Below are 23,111 nucleotides of genomic sequence, written 5' to 3'. Positions count from 1 at the left end.
ACGGGAGGCCGTTTACATTCTGGTAAGGAACCGTTTCAGTCAGAGCCCCTTTTCGGAGTATTCCTGCTTGACCATCCGTCTTTTCCGCGCCGGCACATTTCTGACCGTCATGCTGCTTGGCACGCGCGTTCTGCCTGCACTCGCCGCCCAGCCCCAGCCTGAAGCTGCGCCGCTTCCCTCGCCGCTGCCCCAGGCCAAGGACGTCGCTTTTCCCGGCATGCTCAAACTGAGCGTCGATGCGACCGATCTCGACCATCACGTCATGACCATGCATGAGACGCTGCCCGTGCCACAATCGGCACGCGAAGCGGGCGAGCTGGTACTGCTTTATCCGAAATGGATTCCGGGCGGCCACGCGCCTGAAGGCACGATCACCCAGCTTGGTGGTCTGACAATCAGCTCTGCTGGCAAGCCCCTCTCCTGGCTGCGCGACCCGGTGGATGTCTTCGCCTTCCATGTTCCGGTCACGAAGGCGCAGACGCAGATCGATCTCGATTTCAAGCTGCTCTCGCCCGTGAGCGACAATGAAGGCCGCGTCGTCATGACGCCGCACATCGTAAACGTGCAGTGGAATGAGGTCGCGCTCTATCCGGCCGGTTATTATTCGCGTGATATCCCCGTGCAGGCGAGCGTCAAGCTGCCCCATGGCTGGCAGGCCGCGACAGCGCTTCGCCCGACAGGCCCTGCCGTAGGCGACACGCTGACTTTCGGTAGCGTTCCATTCAACACGCTGGTCGATTCTCCGATTTTTGCGGGCGCCTATTTCAAGAAGGTCTCGCTCAACGCGCCGGGCGGCGTGCCGGTCACGCTCAACATGGTGGCCGACAAGCCCGGCGATCTGGCCTATGACGATGCCGAGCTGCAGATCCATCGCAATCTGGTCACGCAGGCGCTCCTGACTTTCGGCTCGCAGCATTATGCGCATTACGACTTCCTGATGGCGCTGACCGATGAGCTGGGACGCATCGGTCTTGAGCATCACCAGTCGAGCGAAGACAGCGTGAGCGAAGACTATTTCACGGACTGGAAGCATTCATTCCCGCAGCGCGATCTGCTGGCGCATGAATACACCCATTCCTGGAACGGTAAGTATCGCCGCCCGGCCGATCTTTACGGTGCCACCTTCAATGCCCCGCAGCGCGGCTCGCTGCTCTGGGTTTATGAAGGCCAGACAGAGTTCTGGGGCAATATTCTTGCTGCACGCTCCGGCCTCGTTAGCAAGGAGCAGGGTTTCGACTCTCTGGCGCTCATGGCAGCGACCTATGATGCCCAGGCAGGACGCACATGGCGCCCTGTGGCCGACACGACCAACGACCCGATCATCGCGCAACGCTCGCCCCTGTCATGGCGCGATTTTCAGCGTTCGGAAGATTATTATGTCGAGGGTCAGCTGGTCTGGCTCGATGCCGACATGATGATCCGCAAGCTCTCGCATGACACGAAATCGCTCGATGATTTCGCCAAGGCATTTTTCGGGACCAATGACGGCAGCATCATTGTCAGCACCTATACGTTCGATGACGTGGTTCTGACCCTGAACAAGGTAGTGCCCTATGACTGGGCCAGGTTCCTGCATGAGCGCATCAGCACCGTGCAGAAGCGCGCGCCTCTGAACGGCCTCGAAGCCGGTGGCTACAAGCTGGTCTATACTGACAAGGAAAATGCGTTCGAAGCTCAGGCAGGCAAGAATTACCACCGCCTGCTGCTGCGCTTCTCGCTGGGCGTCATAGTGAGCGGCAAGAATGCTTCACTCAGCACGGTTGCCTGGAACAGCCCCGCCTATAAGGCAGGTCTCGCCATTCATGACGTGATCGTCGCCGTCAATGGGGATGCCTTTACGCCAGAAGCACTGGTCGATGCCATCAAGGCAGCGAAGACCGATAAGGCGCCGATCACCCTGCTGGTCAAGACCGGCTCGCATTACCGCACGGTTTCGATCCCTTATCACGACGGCCTGCGCTTCCCCCATCTGGAGCGCATCGCCGACACCCCGGATCGCCTGACGACGCTGTATTCAGCGCGCCACTGATAAATGAAAGAGTAAGAGCGCCTGCACAGGCGTTCTTACAACCCGCTTTTATCTACAGCGTGCCCGGCTCTCGCAGTCACCACTAAGATACTATTTGATTGCGCTGATCTTACCATCACTGTGAAGAGAGAATACTTTACGGTGGTGGAGCAAAGAAAAAAAGAAATCCGACCGCTTTTTAAAGCGCGCAGGGCTAAGGATTTTCTTTTTCTTCCACGCCCTCAAAAACACAAAGCGTCTTTCGGTCTGACTTTATAAAAAACAGATAATATTTCAACATACGAACCGGCGCGATTTATTTCGCGCGTATTCCTGAGTAGAAGTTATTTATTTCTACAAAAATTTACATAGATCTTGATATCGAATAAACTTCGATCATCGCCTGAATACACAAGAAAGGCACGCTGCTTGGGCCTTCCTTCTTACGTGTATGAAGTCTTTACGGCCGGATCGAACTTACGGTGCCGCAATGAAATTGAACTCCAGCCTCTGCCCCGGTACGTCGAAATGGGGTTTGAGGCGCAGGGTCATGGCCGGCCGAGCCGGGCCGAGGGCTTCAGCGATGATGCGCTGGCACGAGACGAAGATGCTGCTATCGGGAATCATGTAAGCCAGATGCGTGATATCTTCGGGTAACAGCCCGCTGGTGGCCAGAATTTCCCTTATGCGCGCCAGAGCGTTCTGGCATTCCTCGATCAAGCTGTCAGGCACCTGTCCATCGGCACCGAGTCCTGTCACACCATAGACGGTCACACTGTCCTGCAGGACAGGACGGGAAGAAGAGGAGGAATGATCGTGCATGAGCCGAAGCATATCGCACATTCCTGAAGCTGCCCATCGCTTATGCGCAGTTCCCTCCTGCTCAGGCCAGCTTCTTCACGCCTCCTGCGCCTGTTGGGAAGGGCTTGGGGTGCTGCTCACCGGGGCGTCTGGCTGTGGCAAATCGAGCCTGCTGCTACGCCTTATCGACGCAGGTTTCGCCCTAGTGGGTGATGATCAGATCCTGTTGCAATGTTCCACGGCGCGCCCCGCCCCCGCACTTGCAGCTGATCGAAGTGCGCGGTCTGGGTATCGTGCAGATGTCCTCTCTGCCCGAGACGTCGATCGTGCTGCGAGTTGATCTGACGCGAAACGCTCCCATCGTGCGCCTGCCGGGAAAGACCATCGACCCGCAGACCGGCGCCTGGTGCCTGACGCTCGATGCCTTTCACGCCGATGCCGTGGCAGTCATACGCACCGCCCTGCGCTGCTTTCGCGGCGATTTCACGCTGGTTTGTGGAGTGAATGGGGAAATGGCTGCTGCAAACCCCTTCCCCAAAAAGCGCGAAGAAAGCTAATGTCACGTCATGTATCCCGGCTTTGATGACAGGAGGGGCGGTCTGTGATTCCCGCGCGACGCGTTCTGCTTGTCACCGGGCTGTCCGGGGCAGGCAAGTCTTCCATCCTGCGCATTCTTGAAGATCTCGGTTACGAGGTAACCGATAATCCGCCCCTGAACCTGCTCGACGCGCTGGTCGCCCGCACGGAACATCCGCTCGCCATTGGCATCGATGCCCGCACCCGCGGCTTTGAAGCCAGCATCGTGCTCGAAGCGCTGGCCAAACTGCGCGCCCAGCCTGGGCCGCAGCATGTCGAGCTGATCTACGCTACTGCCGAGACCGATGTGCTGCTGCGCCGCTTTACCGCCACGCGCCGCCGCCACCCGCTCGATGCCAACACAGGCAGCGGCCCCGGTCTCATGGGCAGTATCGAACAGGAAATCGGCCTTCTCATGCCGCTGCGCGGTGCGGCCGATCTGGTGATCGATACGTCAGATCTGCCACCGCCCGATCTGCGTCGGCTCATCGAGTCGCGATTCGGCCATCAGAACGATGGCGACTCCATGACAACGACCCTGCTTTCTTTCGCCTACCCCGCCGGTCTGCCCCGTGAGGCCGATCTGGTGTTCGATGCGCGTTTTCTGCGTAATCCGCATTATGATGCGGCCCTGAAGGCCATGACCGGGCTTGACGAAGACGTACGCGAATACGTGCGACGCGACCCCGATTACGCATTATTCCTTTCGCAAATCCTTGGCTTGCTGAGACTTGTATTGCCTCGTTTCGTAGCCGAAGGAAAAAAACATGCAACGATCGCCATAGGCTGTTCGGGCGGTCAGCACCGCTCTGTAACACTTGTTGAAGAGATTGCGGCCGCGTTAGGGAACTCCGAAGACATTACGCTCTTGTCAGACGGGCCAATCGCCGTCATGCATCGGGAACTGGCACGGCAGGGACGCAGCTCATGGCGATGGGTGCGGCCTCCACAACACCGTGTCACGCCGGATGAACAGATACGGACAGAGCCGTCTTGATAACCGCGATTGATGACCGATATCTCATGGGGTCGCCAGATTTCTGGCGTTACAGACCCCTTGAAGGAAGGCCCCGATGATCGGGATCGTTCTTGTCACCCACGGTTCTCTCGCTCAGTCCCTTCTCGAAATCGTCACCCACGTGGTGGGCCCGCAGGCCCAGATCGCCGTGATGGGCGTCATGCCCGATGATGACGTCGCTCTTGCCCGAACCCAGCTCAACGCTGCCATCAGTGCCGTCGAAGCCGGTGACGGCGTGCTTCTCCTGACCGATATTTTCGGCAGCACCCCTTCAAACCTCGCCCTCTCCCTGCGTGAAGAAGGCCGTATCGAAGTTCTGGCCGGCGTCAATGTGCCGATGCTGGTCAAGCTGGCCAAGACACGCTGCAAGCGCAGTCTGGCCGAATGTGCCGAACTGGCGACAATGGCAGGCCGCAAATATATTGCCGCCGCCTATCAGCTGCCTGAGTCCTGTTTGCAAGGCGGCAAAAGCTGTGAAATGGTAGTCAATACTACCATGAGCTACGTTCCCCCCATCTCCCCGCTTTTGACGCCTCTGCGTCAGGTCGCACGATGAGCGCAGGCCCGGCGCTGGAACGCGATGTGACCATCGTCAACCGGCTTGGCCTGCACGCCCGCGCCGCAGCGAAATTCGTCACGCTTGCCGAGAGCTTCGACGCCACGATCGAGGTAAGCCGTCACGACCAGCGTGTTTCGGCGCTGTCGATCATGGGACTGATGATGCTGGGTGCCGGGCGCGGAGAGATGGTCAGGATTCTGGCGAGCGGCCCTCAGGCCAGCGCCGCCATCGATGCCCTGATCGTGCTCGTCTCCGACGGCTTTGGCGAACGTGATTAAGAGACTGCGCCGCCCGTCGAGCGATATCGCCCTGCCGGATGACCGACCGATGAAGACCCTGCAAGGCACAGGGATTTCAGCGGGCATCGTGATTGCGCGCGCGAGCCTGACCCATGAGCGTCCGCTGCCAACCATCAAGGCCTTGCCATCACAATTGACCGCAGAGGCAGAGCGTACGCGCCTCGATCAGGCAATCGCGCTCACTCTCAAACAGCTCAAGAAGCTGCGAGGCAAACTGACCAGCCTGCCCGATGAGGGTCGCATTGAAATCGATGCAATGCTTATCGTCTATGAGCGAATGCTCAGTCAGTCACGGCTCGTGCGCGCTGCCCATCGTCGCCTCGTCGCAGACGGACTGACAGCAGAAGCAGCAGTACAACTCGAAAGCGACATCCTCGCGGCCCAGGCCGGGCCGCAGCCCGGCATGCCGGAAGAGGAAATCGAAGGCGCAAAACGTCGCGAAGGCGAGTTCCGCGAGGTCGCCCGCAGGCTGCTGCGAAATCTGACCGGCGTGTCGTTCCGTGCCTTCTCCGACGTTCCGAGCGGATCGATTCTGGTAGCGGAACAGATCAGGCCCGCCGATGCAGCCGTGATCGACCCGAACCGTATCGCCGCCGTGCTGTCGGAAGCAGGCGGCGCGACCGATCATACGGCGATCATGCTGCGTGCACTGAACGTACCCGCTGTGCTGGCCGTGCCGCATCTGACGTCTCTGATTGAGGATGGCAGCCTGCTGATCGTCGACGGAGCGAGCGGGCGGGTCACCATCAATCCCGATAGCTCGACACTGGCGCAGGCCCGTGCAGCGATGGCCGAAGAAGCACGCGAACGCAAAGGCATCGGACGCCTGCGTCGTCTTCCGAGCCGCCTGATCAGCGGTGAGGATGTTGAGCTTCTCGCCAATATCGAGATCGCCAACGAACTACCCCTGCTGCATCGCAACGGTGCGTCGGGAATAGGGCTGCTGCGCACCGAATTCCTCTTCGATGAGAGCGCGCCCCTGCCCGATGAAGATGGGCAATATGCTGTCTATGCCGCGCTTCTTGCCGATATGCAGGGCATGTCCACAACCATCAGGGTGCTCGACTGGGGCGGCGAAAAAGGCCTGGCCCGACTGAGGCAGCTCGGCATCAACGACGAGCGGGAAGAGGAAAACCCGGCTCTGGGCGTGAGAGGTTTGCGGCTGCTGCTTCGCCACCCGGAAATTCTGGAAGACCAGCTCTGCGCCATCCTGCGTGCCAGCCTCGAAGGCAAGTGCCGCATCCTTCTGCCGATGGTCAGTTCGGTCAATGAAGTCATCGCGACACGCCAGATTTACGAGCGCTGCGCCAGAAGGCTGCGTCGCCGTGGCGTGAAGCTACCCGCCGAGCTACCGCCGCTCGGCGTGATGATCGAGACGCCCGCCGCTGCTCTGACGGCCGGAGCTCTGGTGCGACAGGCGGAATTTCTGGCTCTGGGCACCAATGATCTGACGATGTACACCCTCGCCGTCGATCGCTCTGCGGCCATGGGCTCAGAGCTGTATACTGCGCTGCACCCCAGCCTACTGAGATTGGTGCGTTTTTCTGTTGATGAGGCGCTGCGGGCGCATCGCCCGATCTGCGTCTGCGGCGAGATGGCGGCAGACCCGCGCAGCGTGGCCCTCCTGATCGGCATGGGACTGCGGTCGTTTTCGATGTCTGCGGCGTCGCTGCCAGCCGTAAAGCGCATGGTCCGCTCGCTCAGTATCGAAGCCTGCGACGACCTCTACCGCCGGGCCATGCTGGTGGAAGACCCGATCCAGCTCACCCAGCTTGTACGCGAGTTCGCGAACTAGGAAAGCGTCGACGCCCCTCTTTCTGTCCAACCCTATCAGACGGAACTGCCAGGCTGGAGCGCATGACTGGCGCAAAACAGGCTGAGCCCTGATCGCGCTCAGCAATGCACGATCAGGCTCTATCGTCTCCCGATTTATCGCCCGCAAGACGAACCATCCAGTGTCAGTGACGGAGATCTTCAGGAACCTTGCCGCCGTTTTCGGCAAGCTTCTGCATGACCTGACGGATCAGCCATACATTCATGGCGGCGCTGTCTTCCGTGCTCTCGGTATAATGCAGTTCCTGCGCCAGATGCTTGCGCGCATCGAGCGAGCTATCCATGTCGAGCAGCTTCAGGAGATCGACAATCGACGTGCGCCAGTTCAGGGCCTGGCCCTTCTCGGAAGCAAGATGTGTCAGCACCGCATCGACGTCGACCGGCGTAGCCGGCGCGGACGGCGTGGCAGAAGACGCATTGGTCTCGACCGCAGAGGCAGCGGTGCTGCCTGCCGAGCCACTTGCGGGCGCAGCTCGGCGTGACCGAAGATCTTTGTCATGATGGTGCTGAAAATGCCCATTCTGGCTCTCCCTGGTGATCGACGCACGACTCCGGCCACCAGGCCGGGTATCTACATGTTTCATGTCGTAACGAAAAGTGACATGCGATCTTCGCGCATCATTTGGATTGGAAAAGTCTTATCGCATCAGAAACGCGAAGGTTTTTTCTTGCCTGTGCTTTTTTTGATACATATTTGCGACATCGACACCCCATTGCGGGGACGCTGACAGCCCGATAGGCGGAGTTTTCCACCATTTCAGAGGATCAGCCTGTGCGATGCCACCCAGCCCAAACGTCCATTTCATTTCCGGCCTTCCGCGCTCCGGCTCCACGCTGCTTTCCGCCCTGCTCTCGCAAAATCCGGCTCTCGTGACATCGGGGCGCTCGTCGCCCGTCGCGCCCATGATCCTGCGTGTCTCGTCTCTCATGGCAGAGGGCGAATATGCTGCCGATTTCCACTCAGGCAAGCGTGACAGGGTGCTGAGGCAGATCCTTGATAGCTATTATGCCTCTGGCGCCGAGCGACGCATGATTATCGACACCCATCGCGACTGGTGCGCGCGGCTGGGGCTAATCGACACGATCTTTCCCAGGGCCAAAGTCATCTGCTGCGTACGCGATCCGATCTGGATCATGGACTCGCTGGAACGCCTCATTGTGCGTGACCCCATCCTGTCCTCGCATCTCGTGCCAATCGGGAAACGCGCCACTCAGCATGACAGGCTCGACCATCTGCTCTCGACCGATGGCGTCTTCGGCTATGCATGGCGCGTGCTGATCGAGGCATTTCATGGCCCCTTCGCCAACCGGCTCATCATGCTCGATTACGATTATCTTGCCCGTTATCCAAAGGCCACGCTTGATAACCTGACCCGCGAGCTGGGCCTGCCCGCGTATGAATACGATTTCGAGCAAGTCGAGAGCCACGATCACACCGCGTTCGATCAGGCTCTCTCTACACCCGGCCTGCACAAGCTTCGCCCGAAAGTCAGCTTTGAGGAACGACGCTGCATTCTTCCCCCGTCAGTGCAGGAAAATCTGGCGGGTGGCATGTTCTGGCGCAGGCCAGAAGCAGCGCAAAACGGTGTCCGCATTCTAGCCTGAAGCGAGCGGAGATCAGAAAACCAGAACGGTCTTGCCAATGCTCGTGCCGCTTTCGCTTTCACGATGCAGCGCCGTCAGGGTTTCGGCATCTAGCCCCGTGACGCGCCGATATTCTGTCGGCACGAGGTCACCCGCCTGCACCAGAGATGAGATCTGTTCGAGAATATCATGCTGGCGGGCGCGGTCTGGCGTCGCGAAGAGTGAGCGGGTGAACATGAACTCCCATGAGATCACGGCACTCTTACGCTTGAAGCCCATGATATCGAACTGCGCAGGATCATCGATCAGACTGAGACGACCTTGTGGCGCGAGCACCTCTTCATAACAGGCCTGATGACGGTCGCTGGCAGTCAGGGAAGCGATATGGGTGACGTGCTCGAAACCCAGCGCCCTGATCTGCGCGACGATGTCACAGCGATGATCGACAACATGGTGCGCGCCCATTTTCTGCACCCAGTCACGCGTTTCGGGACGCGACGCTGTGGCGATAACGGTCAGACCGGTCAGCTTGCGGGCGATCTGGACAAGGATCGACCCGACACCGCCAGCGCCGCCCACGACAAGAAGCGCTCCAGACGTCAGATGATCGACGGCCAGACGGTCAAAAAGCATTTCCCACGCCGTCACGGCCGTCAGGGGCAGTGAGGCAGCCTGCCCCCAATCCAGCCCTTCGGGCATGTGGCCAACCAGCGTTTCCTCGACAAGTTGCTGTTCCGCATTGCTACCCTGACGCATCAGGCTCCCGCATAGAAAACACGATCGCCGGGGCGGAAAAAACGCACATCGGGACCGATGGCCTCGACAATGCCGGCAGCATCCCAGCCCAGAACGCGACAGGCTTCGCCCTCCAGCGCACCCGCACGCTGGCGGATCTTGGTATCGACCGGATTGATGGAGACGGCCCGGACCCGAACCAGCAGATCGCGCCCCGTTGGCGGCGCCGGATCGGGAAGTTCTATATCCTGCAGGATGTCAGGCGCTCCGGGCGCCTTATAGCCGACCGCTTTCATCTGGACTTCTCCTTCGTGGCAACACGATGAAAAAGCGATCCTAGCACAGTCATCATGCCCGAAGCAGCGGCTTCACGCATCTCCGGGCAGCCATCATCCATTCAGACTGGACGAACGAGTTCGTAAAGAGCGACAGCAGCTGCGTTAGAAACGTTCAGGCTCTCCATATCGCCGGGCATGAAGACGCTGGCAATCTCGTCGCAGCTTTCGCGTGTCAGGCGGCGCAGCCCCGCACCCTCGGCACCCAGCACCAGCGCCACGCGACGGCCGGCATAGCTCGGGCCGTTCAGCACCGAGCCCCCCGCATCGAGCCCAACCGTCCAAAGACCCGCATTCTGCAGCTGGGCGATGATGCGTGACAGATTGACCTCACGCAGAACAGGCACGACATCCAGTGCGCCAGAGGCAGCCTTGGCCAGTGCGCCACCTTCCTGCGGGGTATTGCGATCCTGAACCACCAGAGCAGCGGCACCGAAAGCCGCAGCAGAACGCAGGATCGCTCCGATATTGCGCGGGTCGGTCACCTGATCGAGAATCAGCAGCGGGCCTTCACGGCTTTCGAGCACTTCATCGAGAAAGGGCGGGGTTAAGGGCTCGACACGCAGACACACGCCCTGATGCACGGCATCACGCTCGCAGAGCAGATCGAGGCGCTGGCGCTCCACCACATTGGGTGAAATGCGGATTGGCGCCTGTTTGGATTCAAGGGCCGAGAGCCCCTCTTTCGTCACGAGCAATTCGTGCAGATGGCGATCCGCATTACGCAGAGCTGCCTCGACCGCATGCAGACCATACATCCAGTAGCCGCTGGCTGCGGCACGTCCCTCGGCAGAGCGGCCCGAACGACCGGACGGAGAACGGGGAGAGGGCGGGCGTGAGGGGCGTTTCGACATGAGGGCACTTCTAGAGAAACCCTCTCATCTTGCAACAAAAATGAAGAATGCCCGTTGACACCAATCCTGATCCGCCATATTTCCCGTCCCGACCTGGAGAGATGCCCGAGTGGCTAAAGGGGGCGGACTGTAAATCCGCTGGTGTACGCCTACGTTGGTTCGAATCCAACTCTCTCCACCAGGTCTCCTTCTTAGATAATCCGTCCTGAAATCCGCTCTTTAGCGGCGCTGTCACCAGACTCCTCTCGTGCGCCTTGCATCAGGCATTCTGTCCCTGCGCCCCCTCACGAGCAAGGCCTGGCCAAGACTGGCTGCGGCTTTTCCGACGCTCCCTTTTTATCTCTCCGCCACCTTGCTGCTGCATTGCATGCAATCGACGACACGGTACACAATCTCCTTTCTATTCTGGCTGCGTATGAGCCGCTCCCCATAGTCGGGCTGCGCGCCTTATGACGATGCCTTCAGGGAGTGAAATGCTGATGTGTTCTGATACGATCCCGCCGAAACGCCCTTTAGCAGTGAAGCGCCTGAAACGGAGCGGTTCGATGCGCTCGAAAACGGTACGCCTGGGTCTTTCATGGCTGGGTATGGCGTGGTTCGGCCTGAACGTTGCCCACGCCGAACCGCGCAAGGTCATTCTCGATGATGACGGGTTTGCCCTCGCCCAGTGGATGATCATCAAGGCCCCGAATGTGCAGGTTCTGGGTGTCACGACAGTGACGGGTGATGCCTGGGCGAAAGAAGCCACGGCCTATGCCCTGCGCGGCGTTGAAATTGCCGGACGCGCGGATCTGCCGGTTTTTACGGGGGCCAGTTTTCCGCTCGTCAATACCGAAGCACAGACCGAACGCTGGGAGACACTTTACGGCAAGATGGTCTGGAAAGGGGTGTGGATGAAGCATTGGGTGGAACCCACCCTCCAGAAACTGCCACCCTATCACGGCCCGGATGTCGTGCCCGATCTGCCGCAAGGCAACCCGACCATCAAGGCGCAGTCTGAACGTGCGGCCGACTTCATGATCGACATGGTGCATCGCTATCCGCATCAGGTCTCGATCATCGCAACAGGTCCGCTCACCAATCTCGCTTTGGCCCAGCGTCTCGACCCCGAATTCGCCTCTCTGGCCAAAGAGCTGGTCTATATGGGGGGCAGTCTCAACCCGCGCCAGACGCGCCCTGATGAGGTAGCCCATCAATTCGCCCGCGAGTTTCTGAACACGCCGCGACGCGAATTCAACATCCGCTTCGACCCTGAAGGCGCCAGTATTGCCTTGCGCGCGCCCTGGGCGAAGATCACCATGATACCGGTCGATCCTTCGACAGATACCGAACTGACGCCCGCCCTGCTCAAACGCTTGGCCGCTCTGACACGCCCGTGGCTCGCTCGCTCAAGACGCGAGAGGCAGGCTTTCCTCTGTGGGACGAGATTGCTGCGGCTGTCTGGCTCGACCCCAGCCTGATCATCCAGAAGGCCGATCTCTATGTCGATGTAAACACGCAATTCAGCGCGTCTTACGGCGACATTCTCTCCTGGTCGCCCGGCTATCAGCCCGGGCTGGGCGAAGGTAGAACCATCGTGGTGCAGAGAATCGACATTCCCCGTTTCGAAGACCTCATGGACCGCCTCGTCGCAGCCCCGCAAAAACCGCTGAGCGGCAGACCTCTGCCCTAACTGTTGCCTCAACGTCCTCATGGCCGATCATAAAATCTCGTTACAAAAAGACTCGATCAAAGACTCGATCGACGAGGAGGAAGCAAGATTGGCGTGCTACGCGCGAGGCGCCAGAGCCTGGGCGCTTTGCGGTGGGGCCCACACGCGCCAGAATGCAGGATCAGAACATGTGCTCCCCCCTGATCTGCCCCCAGTTTAGAAGCAAGAAAAACATACATGGCTCATCCACAGACGATTCAGATCTTTCTTCCCGATGGCGACCCGCAAGGCATACGCATCGCCTCAATCACCACGCGTATCGTGCAGCTCATCGAAATTCCCCGCTTGAGATTGGCCGAATTTCTCTCAATGCCCGAGGCAAGTCATGTGGGGATATATTTCTTGTTCGGTGAAGATGCTGAGACGGGCAATGCCAAGGCCTATATCGGTCAGACAGGGAATCTTGGCGCGCGTCTCAAGCAGCATCATGATAGCAAAGATTTCTGGAACCGGGCGTTGGTCGCTCTTTCTCTCACCCACAGCCTGACTATAACCCACGCCCAGTACCTCGAATGGCTGTCGCTTAATCGCGCGGATAAGGCCAGTCGTCTCCACATCGAAAATAGCACTACAGGTACACGTCCACACACTCTGCCTGCAATGGAAGCAGAGTGCCGGGAGATTTTCGAGACGATCAGTATTCTTCTCACCACACTCGGGCAGCCCATATTCGAGCCTCTTGTTCAAGCCGACGCCTCGTTGAGCCTCTCAGATAAAAAAATGGGCTACTCGGTTCTGAGCACGAGGGTGGCTCCGCCAAAAGCGTCTCGCTGAGCAACAAAATGGCAAACGCTCAGGGCATCTATACAGAGACAGGCTTTGTCGTTCTCAAAGGCTCTTGGGGTCGGGCGCAGGTTTCGCTTCAATCGATCACGCTTAGCGCCCAGAAAAAGCGACAGGACCTCATAGATGCGAGAGATCTTAAGATTATCGGTCAGCGCCTCTATTTCGAGAAAGACATGAGCTTTAGTTCACCTAGCAGCGCTGGTGACATGGTCAATGGCCGCTCAACCAATGGCTGGACCGAGTGGAAAGACGTAACCGGCAACACGCTCTCTGAAATCATGGGGCGCGACATGGCAAAAACCGCAGCCTCAAAAGCGTAGAGCTGAGAACACTAACTCACACCGCCAATAATCTTACATCCTCCCTCCACGGTGAATCCGCCCCCCGCTTGGCACAGGTGGCACTCGCGACTTTCTGGCCGCAGGCGAGCGCATAATGCAGGGCGGCGGCTTTGGGATGACCCATACTTTCAGGGGTGAGCAGGTCGTTTTCATATAGTCCGGCCAGAAAGCCCGCCATGAAGCTGTCTCCGGCGCCGACCGTATCGACCACTTCAGTAGGAATAGCGGCAGCTTGAGCGTGGGAGATGCGGCTCCAGCCACTCACACCGTCCTTGCCGTGGGTGATCACCACAACTCTGGCACGATGTTCCAGCCAAATGGCAGCAGCACGTTCATGCGACAATCCGGGAAAGAGCCAGTCGAGATCGGCACTGCTGATCTTGATGATGTCGGCCGCCTGAAGAAGCCTGTCGATGCGCCCCCGATAGGCGCCTTCATCGCGCACAAGTGAGGCACGAATATTCGGGTCGAAGCTCACCAGCCTGGCACCTCCCGCCTCACGCAGAAAGAGCTGTTCATAAGCCGAGGCTGTCGGCTCGCGCAGAAGCGCAATAGAGCCAAAATGCAGCGTCCCGACGCCGGAAAGCGCAGCATCGGACGGCATCGTTTCACAAATGCGATCTGCCGCAGCCTCATCATAGAAAGCATAGGCCGGTTCAGCCTGATCGAGGCTGACGAAGCCGAGCGTCGAGGGAGCATTCAGCCTTTGCAGAAAACGCCGCCCGACCCGGCTTTCGTCAAGGCCCGCCACGAACTGATCGCCAAAGAGATCGGTCGACACGGCGCAGCCATACTCTGTCGGCACGCCGAGCCTGCCCAAAGCACGCGCCACATTATAGGACGACCCGCCCAGGCAAGGGCGATAGGCTGCCCCTCCCTCGGCCTGCACAGGGATGAAATCGATCACCGCCTCGCCGAGGCAGAGAACAGAATGTGTCATGGCTGTCTTTCCGTCCGCAAAGCGCGGGTGATGTGCGGCAAACGTCACAGGACGCAGTGATCATGCCCCTGCTGCGGTCGCCTCGAAAACGGCGGCGGCTTCCATCGTCTGCGGATCCGAGAAAAGCTGCTCGGCGACGATCGGGCTGAACGTGAAGGTATCGCAGCCTAGCGAGGCAAGGCGCGCCATGTCTTCCGCATGGCGCAAACTGGCCACGAGCAGGCGTGTCGTCGTGCCCGAGGCGGATAAAATGGCCTGCATTTCGCTGATAACGGCCAGAGCATCACGCCCGCTATCGCCGATGCGCCCGAAATAAGGCGCAACGTAATCGGACCCTGCCGCTGCCGCAGTCAACGCCTGATGGGCGACATAAACCGCCGTGAGCGTCGTACGCACGCCGCGCGCGTGCAAGGCAGCCACAGCTCTGATGCCATTCTCTGTGATAGGCACCTTGACGACGAGGCGCGGGTCGAGAGCGGCAAGGGCCAGGCCGGTTTCAATCAGTGCCTCGGTTTCTATCCCCCAGCACTGAGCCTGCACCTCCTGCACCGGATGAGCCAGGATTTCGCGCATGAGCGGTGCGATGTCATCGAGCGTGCTACGCAACCCGGCGCGATCGAGAATGGTCGGGTTAGTCGTGACACCGTGAAACAGGCCAGTCGGCAGCCAGCGGGCCAGCGCCTCGCGATCAGCTGTATCGAGAAATAATCTCACACCCGAAAGGGCGCCCGGCGCGGCTCTCTGAACCATGTCACTCTCCTGACCTCATCGACTTGCGAACGGTAGAATACGTACTTTTGTCCTATTGTCAGGACATATGTTAGAGTTGACGAACACATATGCGTCACTCGAAAGAGCGACGCACAGCGTTTGCGGAAAAAACGATCATGACGCGAGTGAAGCGAATGCAGGGTAAGGGCGTGACGTCAGACAGGACGACGCGTCTGCGCGTGGCCTGGATGTATTACGATCGCAAGATGACCCAGAAAGACATCGCCGACGCGTTGGGTCTGGCCCGCACCACGGTCATCCGTCTGCTGGAAGAGGTTCTGCGTCGCGGCGAGGTGCAGATCTGGGTAGCAACCGACTCGGAAGAAAGTCTCAGCCTTGCCGCCGATCTTGAATCCCGCTTCGGTCTGGCAGAGGCGATTATCGTGCCAGAAGCACGCAATCAGGATGAGGCGACACGATCGATCGGTGCCGCGCTGGGGCGTTTTCTGTCGGAGACGGTGCGAGAAGGCATGAATCTCGGTGTCGGTTGGGGCAGAACTCTCACCGCTTCGCTCGACAGTTTTCGCCCTTCGCGACTGCCTGATACGCGCGTCATCTCTCTTCTGGGCGGCATGATCGAGGCAGGACACGAAAACAGCACCGATTACGCATGGCAGCTTGCCAGTCGAATGGGGGCAGAATGCTTTCTTTATCCAGCGCCGCTTCTGGTGGACTCAGCAGAAACGGCAGGTGTTCTGCGCGAAAAATGTGGGCTCGATCGGCTCGATCATATGGCAGCCTCGCTCGACATGGCCATACTGGGCGTTGGCGATATCGGCGCAGGAGCGACGGCGCTGTCGCGTGGCCTCATTTCCGACGCGGAATATACGCGCCTTGTCGAGCTGGGCGCGCTTTGCGATGTGATGTGCCATGCTCTGGACGGGCGGGGCCGTGAAATCGATCACCCCCTCAACAGCCGTATCATGTCGGTGGCGCTCTCCGTACTGGCTGACACGCGACATCTTGTCATCGCCTCGGGCGGTGTGGCGCGAGCACGGGCGATTTTTGCAGCCATCAGGCGACTGGGGTGCCACACGCTCGTAACAGACGAAGGCGCCGCGCGCGCCCTGCTGGCGCTCAAGGACGTCACACACTGACCAGGCCAGCCATCTCCCATAAAAAAATGCCGCCCCTCTCATGAAGGGGCGGCGTTTTGAAGCTGGCAGAAAACTGGCTGTTATTTCAGCTTGGCATTGCACTGCGAGTAATAGCCGCCGCCCTTCTGAATCCATTTGAGCGCACCATTGCCGCCGCTCTGCTGGTTTGCATGATACTGGTCGAGACAGGTTTTCATGCGGGCCTTGCCAGCAGAGAGCTTTGCATATTGCGCTGAAACAGCCGTCGGGAAAACGACATTGCCGGAAGCGACCGCGCTGGGTTTGGACGCAATGCCCGCACCCGGTGAGGCCGGGGCCTCGCTTGTCACCTTCTTGTCGGTAGCGGCCTCTTTCTCGGCGGCGGGCATGTTTTGCTGCGTTGCCTGAGTCGAGACCTCACCGCACTGAGCGGCCTTGAAGTCCTTGTATTTCTGGCCGTTCAGCGTGCCCGCCTTTTCGGCGGCCTGAAATTTCGCATGGCATTCCTTGGCGGTCAGCGCCAGAGCCGGAGAGCTGGCGAATGCCGCTCCGCCGATCATGAGACTGGCCAGAAGAGCGTGGCCATATGAGAATTTCAGTGCCATCGGCATTTCCTTTTGAGGACAGGCGGATCAGTTGATCCGTTCGCCATGAAGAACCATGTCCAGACCTTCGAGTTCCTCATCACGGGTGACACGCAGGCCGATTGTAAGGTCAATCGCCTTCAGAATGATGAAGGTGAAGATCACGCACCAGACGATTGTGACGCCAACCGCTTCCGCCTGACGGACGAACTGGGCGAAAGAGCCCACCACACCGGCAGGATTGGCATCGGTGGCCGAAAGCGGACCATAGGCGAACACACCCGTGAGCAGCGCGCCGACGATGCCGCCCGTGCCGTGGACGCCGAAAGCGTCGAGGCTGTCGTCATACCCGAGGCGCGGCTTGAGAATGGCAGAAGCCCAGAAGCAGACGACACCCGCCACAAGACCGATGATCAGCGCCGGACCAGCCAGAACAAAACCGGCAGCCGGGGTAATGGCGACCAGACCGGCCACCGCGCCCGAAATGATACCCAGAGCCGTCGGCTTGCGCGAATGGATCCATTCTGCGGCCATCCAGGCCATCGCACCGCCTGCGGTTGCAATCTGCGTGGTCAGCATGGCCATGCCTGCACGACCATTGGCACCACCGGCAGACCCCGCGTTGAAGCCGAACCAGCCAACCCAGAGGAGCGAAGCACCGATGATGGCGTAGGTCAGGTTGAACGGCGACAGATCTTCGTGCCCGTAACCGCGACGCTTGCCCAGAACCAGGGCCGCTACGAGACCGGCCACACCGGAATTGATGTGAACGACCGTACCACCGGCGAAATCGACCGCACCGATACCAGCAACCCAGCCGAGCGGGCTCCAGACCCAGTGAGCGATCGGGGCATAGACCAGCAGCGACCACAGAACGGTAAACACGCAGAGCGCCGAGAACTTCATGCGCTCGGCAAAGCTGCCTGCAATCAGGGCCGGTGTGATGATGGCGAAAGTCATCTGGAACATGACCCAGACGCTCTCGGGGATGGTCATCGCCACCGGGTTGGCCGAATTGGCACCCATGGTGAAGGCCTGATCGACACCCTTGCTGATATGCTCGGCCACGCCGTTCAGCATGAAGCGAGACATGTCGCCGATCCAGGGTGTGCCAGTGCCAAAGGCAAGGCTGTAGCCCACCACCAGCCAGACAAGGCTCGCGATACAACAGATGGCAAAAGACTGGATGAGCGTGGCCAGCACGTTCTTCTTGCGCACCATGCCAGCATAGAACAGGCCTACACCGGGGATGGTCATCAGCAGGACGAGCGCCGTGCTGACGAGCATCCAGGCAGTATCACCCGTATCGATGGCGGCAGGGGCTGCGAAAGCAGGCAGTGGCGTGAGGGCGAGGGAAAGAGGAGCAAGCGCCTTGAACATGCGGCTCATATGGCGGTTTCTCCCGTTTCACCGGTTCGGATGCGGATGACAGTGTCGAGCGGCGACACGAAGATCTTGCCGTCGCCGATCTTGCCTGTGCGGGCAGCATTGAGGATCGCTTCGACCACCTCATCGACGATATCGTCGGTCACGGCGATCTCGATCTTGACCTTGGGCAGGAAACTGACCTGATATTCTGCCCCTCGATAAATCTCCGTCTGTCCCTTCTGACGACCGAAACCCTTGATCTCGGTAACCGTTAGCCCTTGGACCCCTAATGGGGTGAGAGCTTCACGGACATCGTCCAGTTTAAACGGCTTGATAATCGCCGTGATGAGCTTCATTACATCCCTCCGCGCCGCAACAGACCACTGTTTTCGCAAACAGTTCTGCCAGTTCTCATGAACGCAAATCGTGCCAGTTTCATAACGAGATTGGCAAGGGCCTATAACGATCCATTTCCCATTTCCCAGGACTGCATTAAAAAAGCCACGGTTATTCAGGCTGTGGAGAAACAAGCCCCATGCGACAGGTCGATATCTGCATCAACGGCGCCGGTCCGGTTGGGGCGACTCTGGCCTGCCGTCTCGCGGCTTCAGGTCTGCGAATCCTGCTGATTGACCGGGCCCCTCTGCCTGGCATGGAGCACCCGTCGCTCGATGGCCGCGCCTATGCCATTACCGAAGGCTCGCGCCGTATGCTCGATGCAGCCGGAATCTGGCAGCATCTGCCGAGCCCCTCCCAGCCCATACACAGCATCACCGTCAGCGATGGACGCCCCGGCCAGGCCGCCTCGCGCCGTGGGCTGTGCTTTTCGCCTGAAGATGCCCCTGTCGAGAATGGCGAGAAACCCCCGTTCGGCTGGATGATCGAGGCACGAGATCTGCGCGCCGCGCTCAATCACGCCCTGACCGCGCATGAGGGCGCCCTGGAAATCGCCGCCCCGGAAACCGGCAGCTTCGTTTTTAAAGCAGATCACGTCGCCATCACACTTGGTTCGGGCGAACGCTATCGTGCGGCGCTGGTCATCGCCGCCGAGGGCAGGCAGAGCCCGCTGCGGCAGCAGGCAGGCATCATGGTGACACGCCTGCCCTATAATCAGTGCGGGCTGATCAGCATCATCCACCATGACCGCCCGCATGAAGGCCGTGCGCTCGAACATTTTCTGCCTCAGGGCCCGTTTGCGCGTTTGCCACTGCCTGGCAATGACGAGCATCCCTATCGCTCGGCCATCGTCTGGGCCGAATCGACAAGCCGGGCAGAACGCTTTTATGCCCTAGACCAGACCGGCTTCGCCAAAGCGATCATGCAGCGTCTGGGTGACGATGTTGGCAATGCCGTGCCGGTCGGTCGCCGCTGGATCTATCCGCTTTCTGCCCAATATGCGCAGCGTTATATCGCCCCCCGCCTGGCTCTGGCAGGCGATTCCGCCCATGGGCTGCACCCGATTGCGGGACAGGGCCTGAATGTCGGCTTCAAGGACGTCATCGCCCTGACAGCTCTGCTTGAAGAGCATTTCGCCAAAGGGGGCGATCTCGGCGCTGCCGATCTGCTCACCCGCTATCAGCGCCGTGTGCGCCCCGGCAACATGGCCATGATGGCCGCGTGTGACGGGCTGGAGCGGCTTTTCGGCAATGATAATCCGGTTCTGCGTTTCGGGCGCGATCTGGGTCTGGAGGCGATGAACCGTCTGCCGGGCCTGCGGCGCGCCTTTGTGAAGAAGGCCATGGGGCTATGAGCACGCCACCCGATCTCACCGTCATCTGGCAGGAGATGCTCAAACAAAGCGATGTCTGCTGCGATGTGCTGATTCAGGGGGTGTTTGCGACCGGAATCAGCGACCACCGCAATTTTCAGGGCGCGCTTGCGGCCTTGCTCGGCACCAAACTGGCCGATCGTGCCCTGTCGGCGCCTGTGCTCTCGGCCCTCGTCACCTCGGCTCTGATCGAAAGCCCCGAGATCGCCGAAGCCGCTGCCGAAGACATGATCGCGATTTTCGAGCGCGATGCCGCCTGCCCGGATTACGTGACGCCTTTCCTGTTCTTCAAAGGCTATCACGCCATTCAGGCCTATCGTATCGCGCATTGGCTCTGGCAGCATGACCGCCAGCATCTGGCCCGCCATATCCAGAGTCTGGTGAGCGAGCGCTTCGGCCTCGACATTCATCCTGCCGCCCAGCTCGGGCGACGTCTGGTGTTCGATCATGGCGCAGGAATCATCATCGGTGAGACCTGCATTATCGAAGATGACGTCTCGCTACTCCAAGGCGTGACACTGGGCGCACCGGCAAGGAAACCGGCAATCGTCACCCCAAGGTGCGTCGCGGTGTTCTGGTGGGTGCCGGTGCCATTGTTCTCGGCAATATTGAGCTCGGGGAAGGCGCAAAGATCGGCGCAGGTTCAGTGGTGCTGGAAAGCGTCCACCCCTACACCACTGTCGTCGGCAATCCGGCCCGCCGCATCGGCACGCGCCACACCAGCATGCCCGCCCTGGCGATGGATCAGCGCCTGCCCCCGGTGGATTACGTGATCTGACCGGCCTAGCGCGCTGTGAGTCGGATTGGCCCCGGCTCGCAGCGACGTGGTTTTTTTACAAAAAAGGATCGAAAACGAAGATCATTCATGCGGTAGTTGAGACGGCTGCACCGTAGAGAACCACCCTATCGATTTATCCATAGCATCTCGCCGCCTAGGAGTTGAAAAATTCTAGAGAGACAGATGTGCTCATCGAAGAGGAAAACCTCTAGGCTCTCGCAAATTAGGAAAAGATACGAAATCTCTGCTCTTGAACCTCTAAGAGTAGGAGCTGTCTCAAGCCCGATCTCAGAAAACTTGGGTTTTAACAGGATTACGAGATGATTGATAAAAAACTGTGGGACGAATGTCTCAAGGATTTCTCAGGAGCTTCCTGTAAGACTTTACTTATAGGAACAGGAATAGACGAATTAGATATATCGTCTTGCGAAAAGAAGGAAATGTTTAAATAATTTCTTGTATATGGCATGAAAAAAAACCTAGTCATTGAGTTTGACTATAATCGCGATCTACCAGTATTTTCAGGGGAGAGCCCGGAAATTGTAGCCGACCGTATTCTTTCAGACTGGCCAAAGAAAACGATTGAAGGCTCTCTGGAAAAAGATAAGGATTTTTTTCTTTATTTCATAACCTTGAACAAGTTTGCCCAGCTTTGGCATGGAACGCGTCTTGGCTATGTAGGTTGAACGACGTTCTTGGAACTTATTTGTTCTTTTAGATACTAGCTAGCCTGCAGAGCCTTCCTCAAGAAGCATTGTGTCCCTTGACCATTGATATCTTTCCGGCGTGAAGAAGGTTTGGACTGTAAAAACAGCGAAGGGTGAATTCCGACTGAAAAGCAAGTCGGCGTCGTCGGAAAAGGGCGACCACTGATAAATTGACAATTGATCTTCCGCGAGGGTTATCAAATCCTGCCAATGCTTGATCTATGAACCTAAAAATTTTGGCAGGATGCAGATATGATAAATAAAAAACTATGGGATGAATGCCTTGAGCATTTTTCGGGAGCATCCTGCAGGACGTTGTTCGTACATACCGGAATAGACGATTTGAACCTGGATTCAGAACAGAAAAAATCTTTATTCAGGGAATTTCTTATCTATGGCATGAATAATAATATAATAATAGAGTATGACTATGATAACGAAAGACCTATATTTTCCGGCGATAGTCCCCATATCGTCGCTGATAGAATACTATCCACATGGCCTAACAAGAAAATTGACGGCTTTCTGGGAGAAGACGGGGATTTCAGAATTTATCTCTCAACACTAACGAAATTTGCACAGCTTTTCCATGGGACAAAGATCGGTTACGTAGAGTAGTTCTATTTACGATTCCATTATCTCCTATCGATAACCTTATCTTTTTCGTTTTAGCCCGGTGGGGGTTGCAGTGTATCCGAGGCGCCATGAGCAGGTTGACGGCCTGTTCATAGGAGGCATTTCCCTGCCCAAAACTGTGGATCGAACTCATGGACAATAGCGTTTGGGATGAATGTCTAAAGGACTTCTCTGTCACATCCTGCCGCACGCTATTTATCCAGACCAGGATCGATGAAATCGATGTAGACTCAGAAGAGAAAAAAGTATTGTTTAAAGAATTTCTCTCATATGGTATGAATAAAAATATAATAATAGAGTTCGACTACAATGAAGATAGACCTATATTTTCTGGCGATACCCCCGAGGAGGTAGCAGATCGGATCCTTTCCGATTGGCCAAAGCGTATAATACGGGGGTCATTAGTCGATGATGATGAGTACTATCTCTTTTTCATAACGCTGGAAAAATTTGCACAGCTTTGGCATGGAACGCGTATCGGCTATGTGGGTTGATGATCAGATCAATCTGATCCCCAACCTGATGAACGTCCAAGCACAGGGGACGTAAGAAATGGGACATCGGGGCCGGAGAAAGATCTGGAGGTCCTCCTGTCGGGCCGCTCTTTGCCTGACAGGCGCGTTCGGCCTGTATATCGCCATACTGGTTTATCCCCAGCCCGCTTTCGCCTATCGTCTCCATTACCAGCGATTCGATATCTGGTCGGATCGCCCTATCGACAAGCAAATCTCGGTCGTTCTGGATGACGCCACGCGGCGATTACGGACATCGACCCTCTATACGCCAGAGCAACGCTTTCATGTTTTTTTCTGCAATACGCGCTGGCGGTTACAGCTTTACGGGGTGTTTCATCCCGATGTCGGTGGCATCGTGATCGGGCCTCTCACATCTAATATCTATCTCCGTGAGTCGGATATCGCTCATGACAGAATTATTCCCGCTCATGCGCGGCCTATGGCGGATGCGACACATCGGCGGACCTCGAACGGTTTATTCTTGTCACGGGTGATGATCCAACAATTGTGATGCCGATCATTGAGGGG

The 23,111-nt window shown here is 58.2% G+C and carries 25 protein-coding genes, 1 tRNA gene and 3 pseudogenes; 20 read left to right on the top strand and 9 right to left on the bottom strand.

Going from position 1 to position 23,111, the window contains the following annotated elements; all coding sequences use genetic code 11:
• The first annotated feature begins 67 nt into the window (after window positions 1-67).
• Window positions 68-2,029 carry a M61 family metallopeptidase gene (locus JCM25414_RS13070; RefSeq protein ID WP_025841930.1) on the top strand — a complete coding sequence of 654 codons (1,962 nt, stop codon included), beginning with the start codon at window positions 68-70 and terminating at the stop codon, window positions 2,027-2,029.
• Window positions 2,030-2,485: 456 nt separating this feature from the next.
• Here JCM25414_RS13070 and JCM25414_RS13065 read toward each other — a convergent pair whose 3' ends face one another.
• A complete protein-coding gene (locus tag JCM25414_RS13065; RefSeq protein ID WP_025841929.1) occupies window positions 2,486-2,830 on the bottom strand; it encodes a RidA family protein in 345 nt (114 codons plus the stop codon).
• Here JCM25414_RS13065 and JCM25414_RS26745 point away from each other — a divergent pair.
• From JCM25414_RS26745 to ptsP, 6 genes are all read left to right on the top strand, one after another.
• Window positions 2,829-3,149 carry an HPr kinase/phosphorylase gene (locus JCM25414_RS26745; protein WP_081775935.1) on the top strand — a complete coding sequence of 107 codons (321 nt, stop codon included), beginning with the start codon at window positions 2,829-2,831 and terminating at the stop codon, window positions 3,147-3,149. The genes JCM25414_RS13065 and JCM25414_RS26745 overlap by 2 nt on opposite strands.
• Entirely contained in the window at window positions 3,070-3,366 is a 297-nt protein-coding gene (locus JCM25414_RS21915; RefSeq protein ID WP_051535883.1) for a hypothetical protein, read from the top strand. The genes JCM25414_RS26745 and JCM25414_RS21915 overlap by 80 nt, the downstream gene beginning before the upstream one ends.
• A gap of 44 nt (window positions 3,367-3,410) precedes the next feature.
• The gene (rapZ, locus tag JCM25414_RS13055; protein WP_025841928.1) at window positions 3,411-4,382 is read left to right on the top strand and encodes an RNase adapter RapZ; all 972 of its coding nucleotides are present in this window, start codon (window positions 3,411-3,413) and stop codon (window positions 4,380-4,382) included.
• A 76-nt stretch (window positions 4,383-4,458) separates the two neighbouring features.
• On the top strand, window positions 4,459-4,959 hold the full coding sequence (locus JCM25414_RS13050) for a PTS sugar transporter subunit IIA (protein WP_025841927.1): 501 nt from the start codon (window positions 4,459-4,461) through the stop codon (window positions 4,957-4,959).
• Entirely contained in the window at window positions 4,956-5,240 is a 285-nt protein-coding gene (locus JCM25414_RS13045) for an HPr family phosphocarrier protein (RefSeq protein ID WP_025841926.1), read from the top strand. Before JCM25414_RS13050 ends, JCM25414_RS13045 begins: the two co-directional genes overlap by 4 nt.
• Window positions 5,233-7,056, top strand: a complete 1,824-nt coding sequence (gene ptsP, locus JCM25414_RS13040; RefSeq protein ID WP_242403577.1) for a phosphoenolpyruvate--protein phosphotransferase — start codon at window positions 5,233-5,235, stop codon at window positions 7,054-7,056. Before JCM25414_RS13045 ends, ptsP begins: the two co-directional genes overlap by 8 nt.
• 163 nt (window positions 7,057-7,219) lie before the next feature.
• Here ptsP and JCM25414_RS20280 read toward each other — a convergent pair.
• A pseudogene (locus tag JCM25414_RS20280) lies at window positions 7,220-7,614 on the bottom strand (DUF3597 domain-containing protein).
• Window positions 7,615-7,871: 257 nt separating this feature from the next.
• On the opposite strand from JCM25414_RS20280, the gene JCM25414_RS13030 reads away from it, so the two are divergent.
• Window positions 7,872-8,699, top strand: a complete 828-nt coding sequence (locus tag JCM25414_RS13030; RefSeq protein ID WP_025841924.1) for a sulfotransferase family protein — start codon at window positions 7,872-7,874, stop codon at window positions 8,697-8,699.
• Window positions 8,700-8,711: 12 nt separating this feature from the next.
• Here JCM25414_RS13030 and JCM25414_RS20275 read toward each other — a convergent pair.
• Both JCM25414_RS20275 and rlmB read right to left on the bottom strand, forming a co-directional pair.
• A pseudogene (locus JCM25414_RS20275) lies at window positions 8,712-9,709 on the bottom strand (zinc-binding alcohol dehydrogenase family protein).
• 101 nt (window positions 9,710-9,810) lie between these two features.
• A complete protein-coding gene (gene rlmB / locus JCM25414_RS13020; RefSeq protein WP_025841923.1) occupies window positions 9,811-10,602 on the bottom strand; it encodes a 23S rRNA (guanosine(2251)-2'-O)-methyltransferase RlmB in 792 nt (263 codons plus the stop codon).
• A gap of 95 nt (window positions 10,603-10,697) precedes the next feature.
• Between rlmB and JCM25414_RS13015 the strand changes: the two genes are divergently transcribed.
• The 5 genes from JCM25414_RS13015 to JCM25414_RS23815 all read left to right on the top strand — a co-directional run bounded on the left by JCM25414_RS13015 (window position 10,698) and on the right by JCM25414_RS23815 (window position 13,419).
• Window positions 10,698-10,783 (top strand) — tRNA-Tyr (locus JCM25414_RS13015).
• Window positions 10,784-11,147: 364 nt separating this feature from the next.
• Window positions 11,148-12,062, top strand: coding sequence for a nucleoside hydrolase (locus JCM25414_RS20270; protein WP_242403574.1), 915 nt, complete (start codon window positions 11,148-11,150; stop codon window positions 12,060-12,062).
• On the top strand, window positions 11,978-12,274 hold the full coding sequence (locus tag JCM25414_RS25300) for a nucleoside hydrolase (protein ID WP_242403573.1): 297 nt from the start codon (window positions 11,978-11,980) through the stop codon (window positions 12,272-12,274). Before JCM25414_RS20270 ends, JCM25414_RS25300 begins: the two co-directional genes overlap by 85 nt.
• Before the next feature lie 300 nt (window positions 12,275-12,574).
• A complete protein-coding gene (locus JCM25414_RS23820) occupies window positions 12,575-13,087 on the top strand; it encodes a GIY-YIG nuclease family protein (RefSeq protein WP_199897640.1) in 513 nt (170 codons plus the stop codon).
• 8 nt (window positions 13,088-13,095) lie between these two features.
• Window positions 13,096-13,419 (top strand): DUF4357 domain-containing protein, encoded by a 324-nt coding sequence (locus tag JCM25414_RS23815; RefSeq protein WP_035443455.1) that lies wholly within the window; start codon window positions 13,096-13,098, stop codon window positions 13,417-13,419.
• Between the two features lie 16 nt (window positions 13,420-13,435).
• Here JCM25414_RS23815 and JCM25414_RS13000 read toward each other — a convergent pair whose 3' ends face one another.
• Together JCM25414_RS13000 and JCM25414_RS12995 are read right to left on the bottom strand one after the other, a co-directional pair.
• Window positions 13,436-14,380 carry a carbohydrate kinase family protein gene (locus tag JCM25414_RS13000; protein ID WP_035443453.1) on the bottom strand — a complete coding sequence of 315 codons (945 nt, stop codon included), beginning with the start codon at window positions 14,378-14,380 and terminating at the stop codon, window positions 13,436-13,438.
• Window positions 14,381-14,440: 60 nt separating this feature from the next.
• Window positions 14,441-15,130 carry a transaldolase family protein gene (locus JCM25414_RS12995; RefSeq protein WP_051535882.1) on the bottom strand — a complete coding sequence of 230 codons (690 nt, stop codon included), beginning with the start codon at window positions 15,128-15,130 and terminating at the stop codon, window positions 14,441-14,443.
• A gap of 89 nt (window positions 15,131-15,219) precedes the next feature.
• On the opposite strand from JCM25414_RS12995, the gene JCM25414_RS12990 reads away from it, so the two are divergent.
• Window positions 15,220-16,248, top strand: a complete 1,029-nt coding sequence (locus JCM25414_RS12990) for a sugar-binding transcriptional regulator (protein ID WP_199897639.1) — start codon at window positions 15,220-15,222, stop codon at window positions 16,246-16,248.
• Between the two features lie 80 nt (window positions 16,249-16,328).
• Here the strand turns inward: JCM25414_RS12990 and JCM25414_RS20255 are convergent, their stop codons facing one another.
• From JCM25414_RS20255 to glnK, 3 genes are read right to left on the bottom strand one after another with little or no spacing between them, the layout of a single operon-like run.
• Entirely contained in the window at window positions 16,329-16,832 is a 504-nt protein-coding gene (locus tag JCM25414_RS20255) for a hypothetical protein (protein WP_035443465.1), read from the bottom strand.
• Window positions 16,833-16,859: 27 nt separating this feature from the next.
• Window positions 16,860-18,191: an ammonium transporter gene (locus JCM25414_RS12980; RefSeq protein WP_025841919.1), complete on the bottom strand. Its 1,332-nt coding sequence runs from the start codon at window positions 18,189-18,191 to the stop codon at window positions 16,860-16,862.
• A gap of 5 nt (window positions 18,192-18,196) precedes the next feature.
• The gene (gene glnK / locus JCM25414_RS12975; RefSeq protein ID WP_025841918.1) at window positions 18,197-18,535 is read right to left on the bottom strand and encodes a P-II family nitrogen regulator; all 339 of its coding nucleotides are present in this window, start codon (window positions 18,533-18,535) and stop codon (window positions 18,197-18,199) included.
• A gap of 179 nt (window positions 18,536-18,714) precedes the next feature.
• Between glnK and JCM25414_RS12970 the strand changes: the two genes are divergently transcribed.
• From JCM25414_RS12970 to JCM25414_RS12945, 6 genes and pseudogenes are all read left to right on the top strand, one after another.
• Entirely contained in the window at window positions 18,715-19,929 is a 1,215-nt protein-coding gene (locus tag JCM25414_RS12970; protein ID WP_025841917.1) for a UbiH/UbiF/VisC/COQ6 family ubiquinone biosynthesis hydroxylase, read from the top strand.
• Window positions 19,926-20,725, top strand: a pseudogene (cysE, locus tag JCM25414_RS20250) (serine O-acetyltransferase). Before JCM25414_RS12970 ends, cysE begins: the two are co-directional and overlap by 4 nt.
• A 467-nt stretch (window positions 20,726-21,192) precedes the next feature.
• The gene (locus JCM25414_RS12960) at window positions 21,193-21,411 is read left to right on the top strand and encodes a hypothetical protein (RefSeq protein ID WP_025841916.1); all 219 of its coding nucleotides are present in this window, start codon (window positions 21,193-21,195) and stop codon (window positions 21,409-21,411) included.
• A gap of 273 nt (window positions 21,412-21,684) precedes the next feature.
• Window positions 21,685-22,050 (top strand): hypothetical protein, encoded by a 366-nt coding sequence (locus tag JCM25414_RS12955; protein ID WP_025841915.1) that lies wholly within the window; start codon window positions 21,685-21,687, stop codon window positions 22,048-22,050.
• A gap of 149 nt (window positions 22,051-22,199) precedes the next feature.
• Window positions 22,200-22,562: a hypothetical protein gene (locus JCM25414_RS12950; protein WP_025841914.1), complete on the top strand. Its 363-nt coding sequence runs from the start codon at window positions 22,200-22,202 to the stop codon at window positions 22,560-22,562.
• A gap of 58 nt (window positions 22,563-22,620) precedes the next feature.
• On the top strand, window positions 22,621-23,094 hold the full coding sequence (locus tag JCM25414_RS12945) for a hypothetical protein (protein ID WP_025841913.1): 474 nt from the start codon (window positions 22,621-22,623) through the stop codon (window positions 23,092-23,094).
• The last annotated feature ends 17 nt before the right edge of the window (window positions 23,095-23,111 follow it).

The organism is Asaia platycodi JCM 25414, assembly GCF_000614545.1.
GTDB classification, from domain to species: Bacteria; Pseudomonadota; Alphaproteobacteria; order Acetobacterales; family Acetobacteraceae; genus Asaia; species Asaia platycodi.
This window is presented reverse-complemented; position numbering and strand designations above follow the sequence as displayed.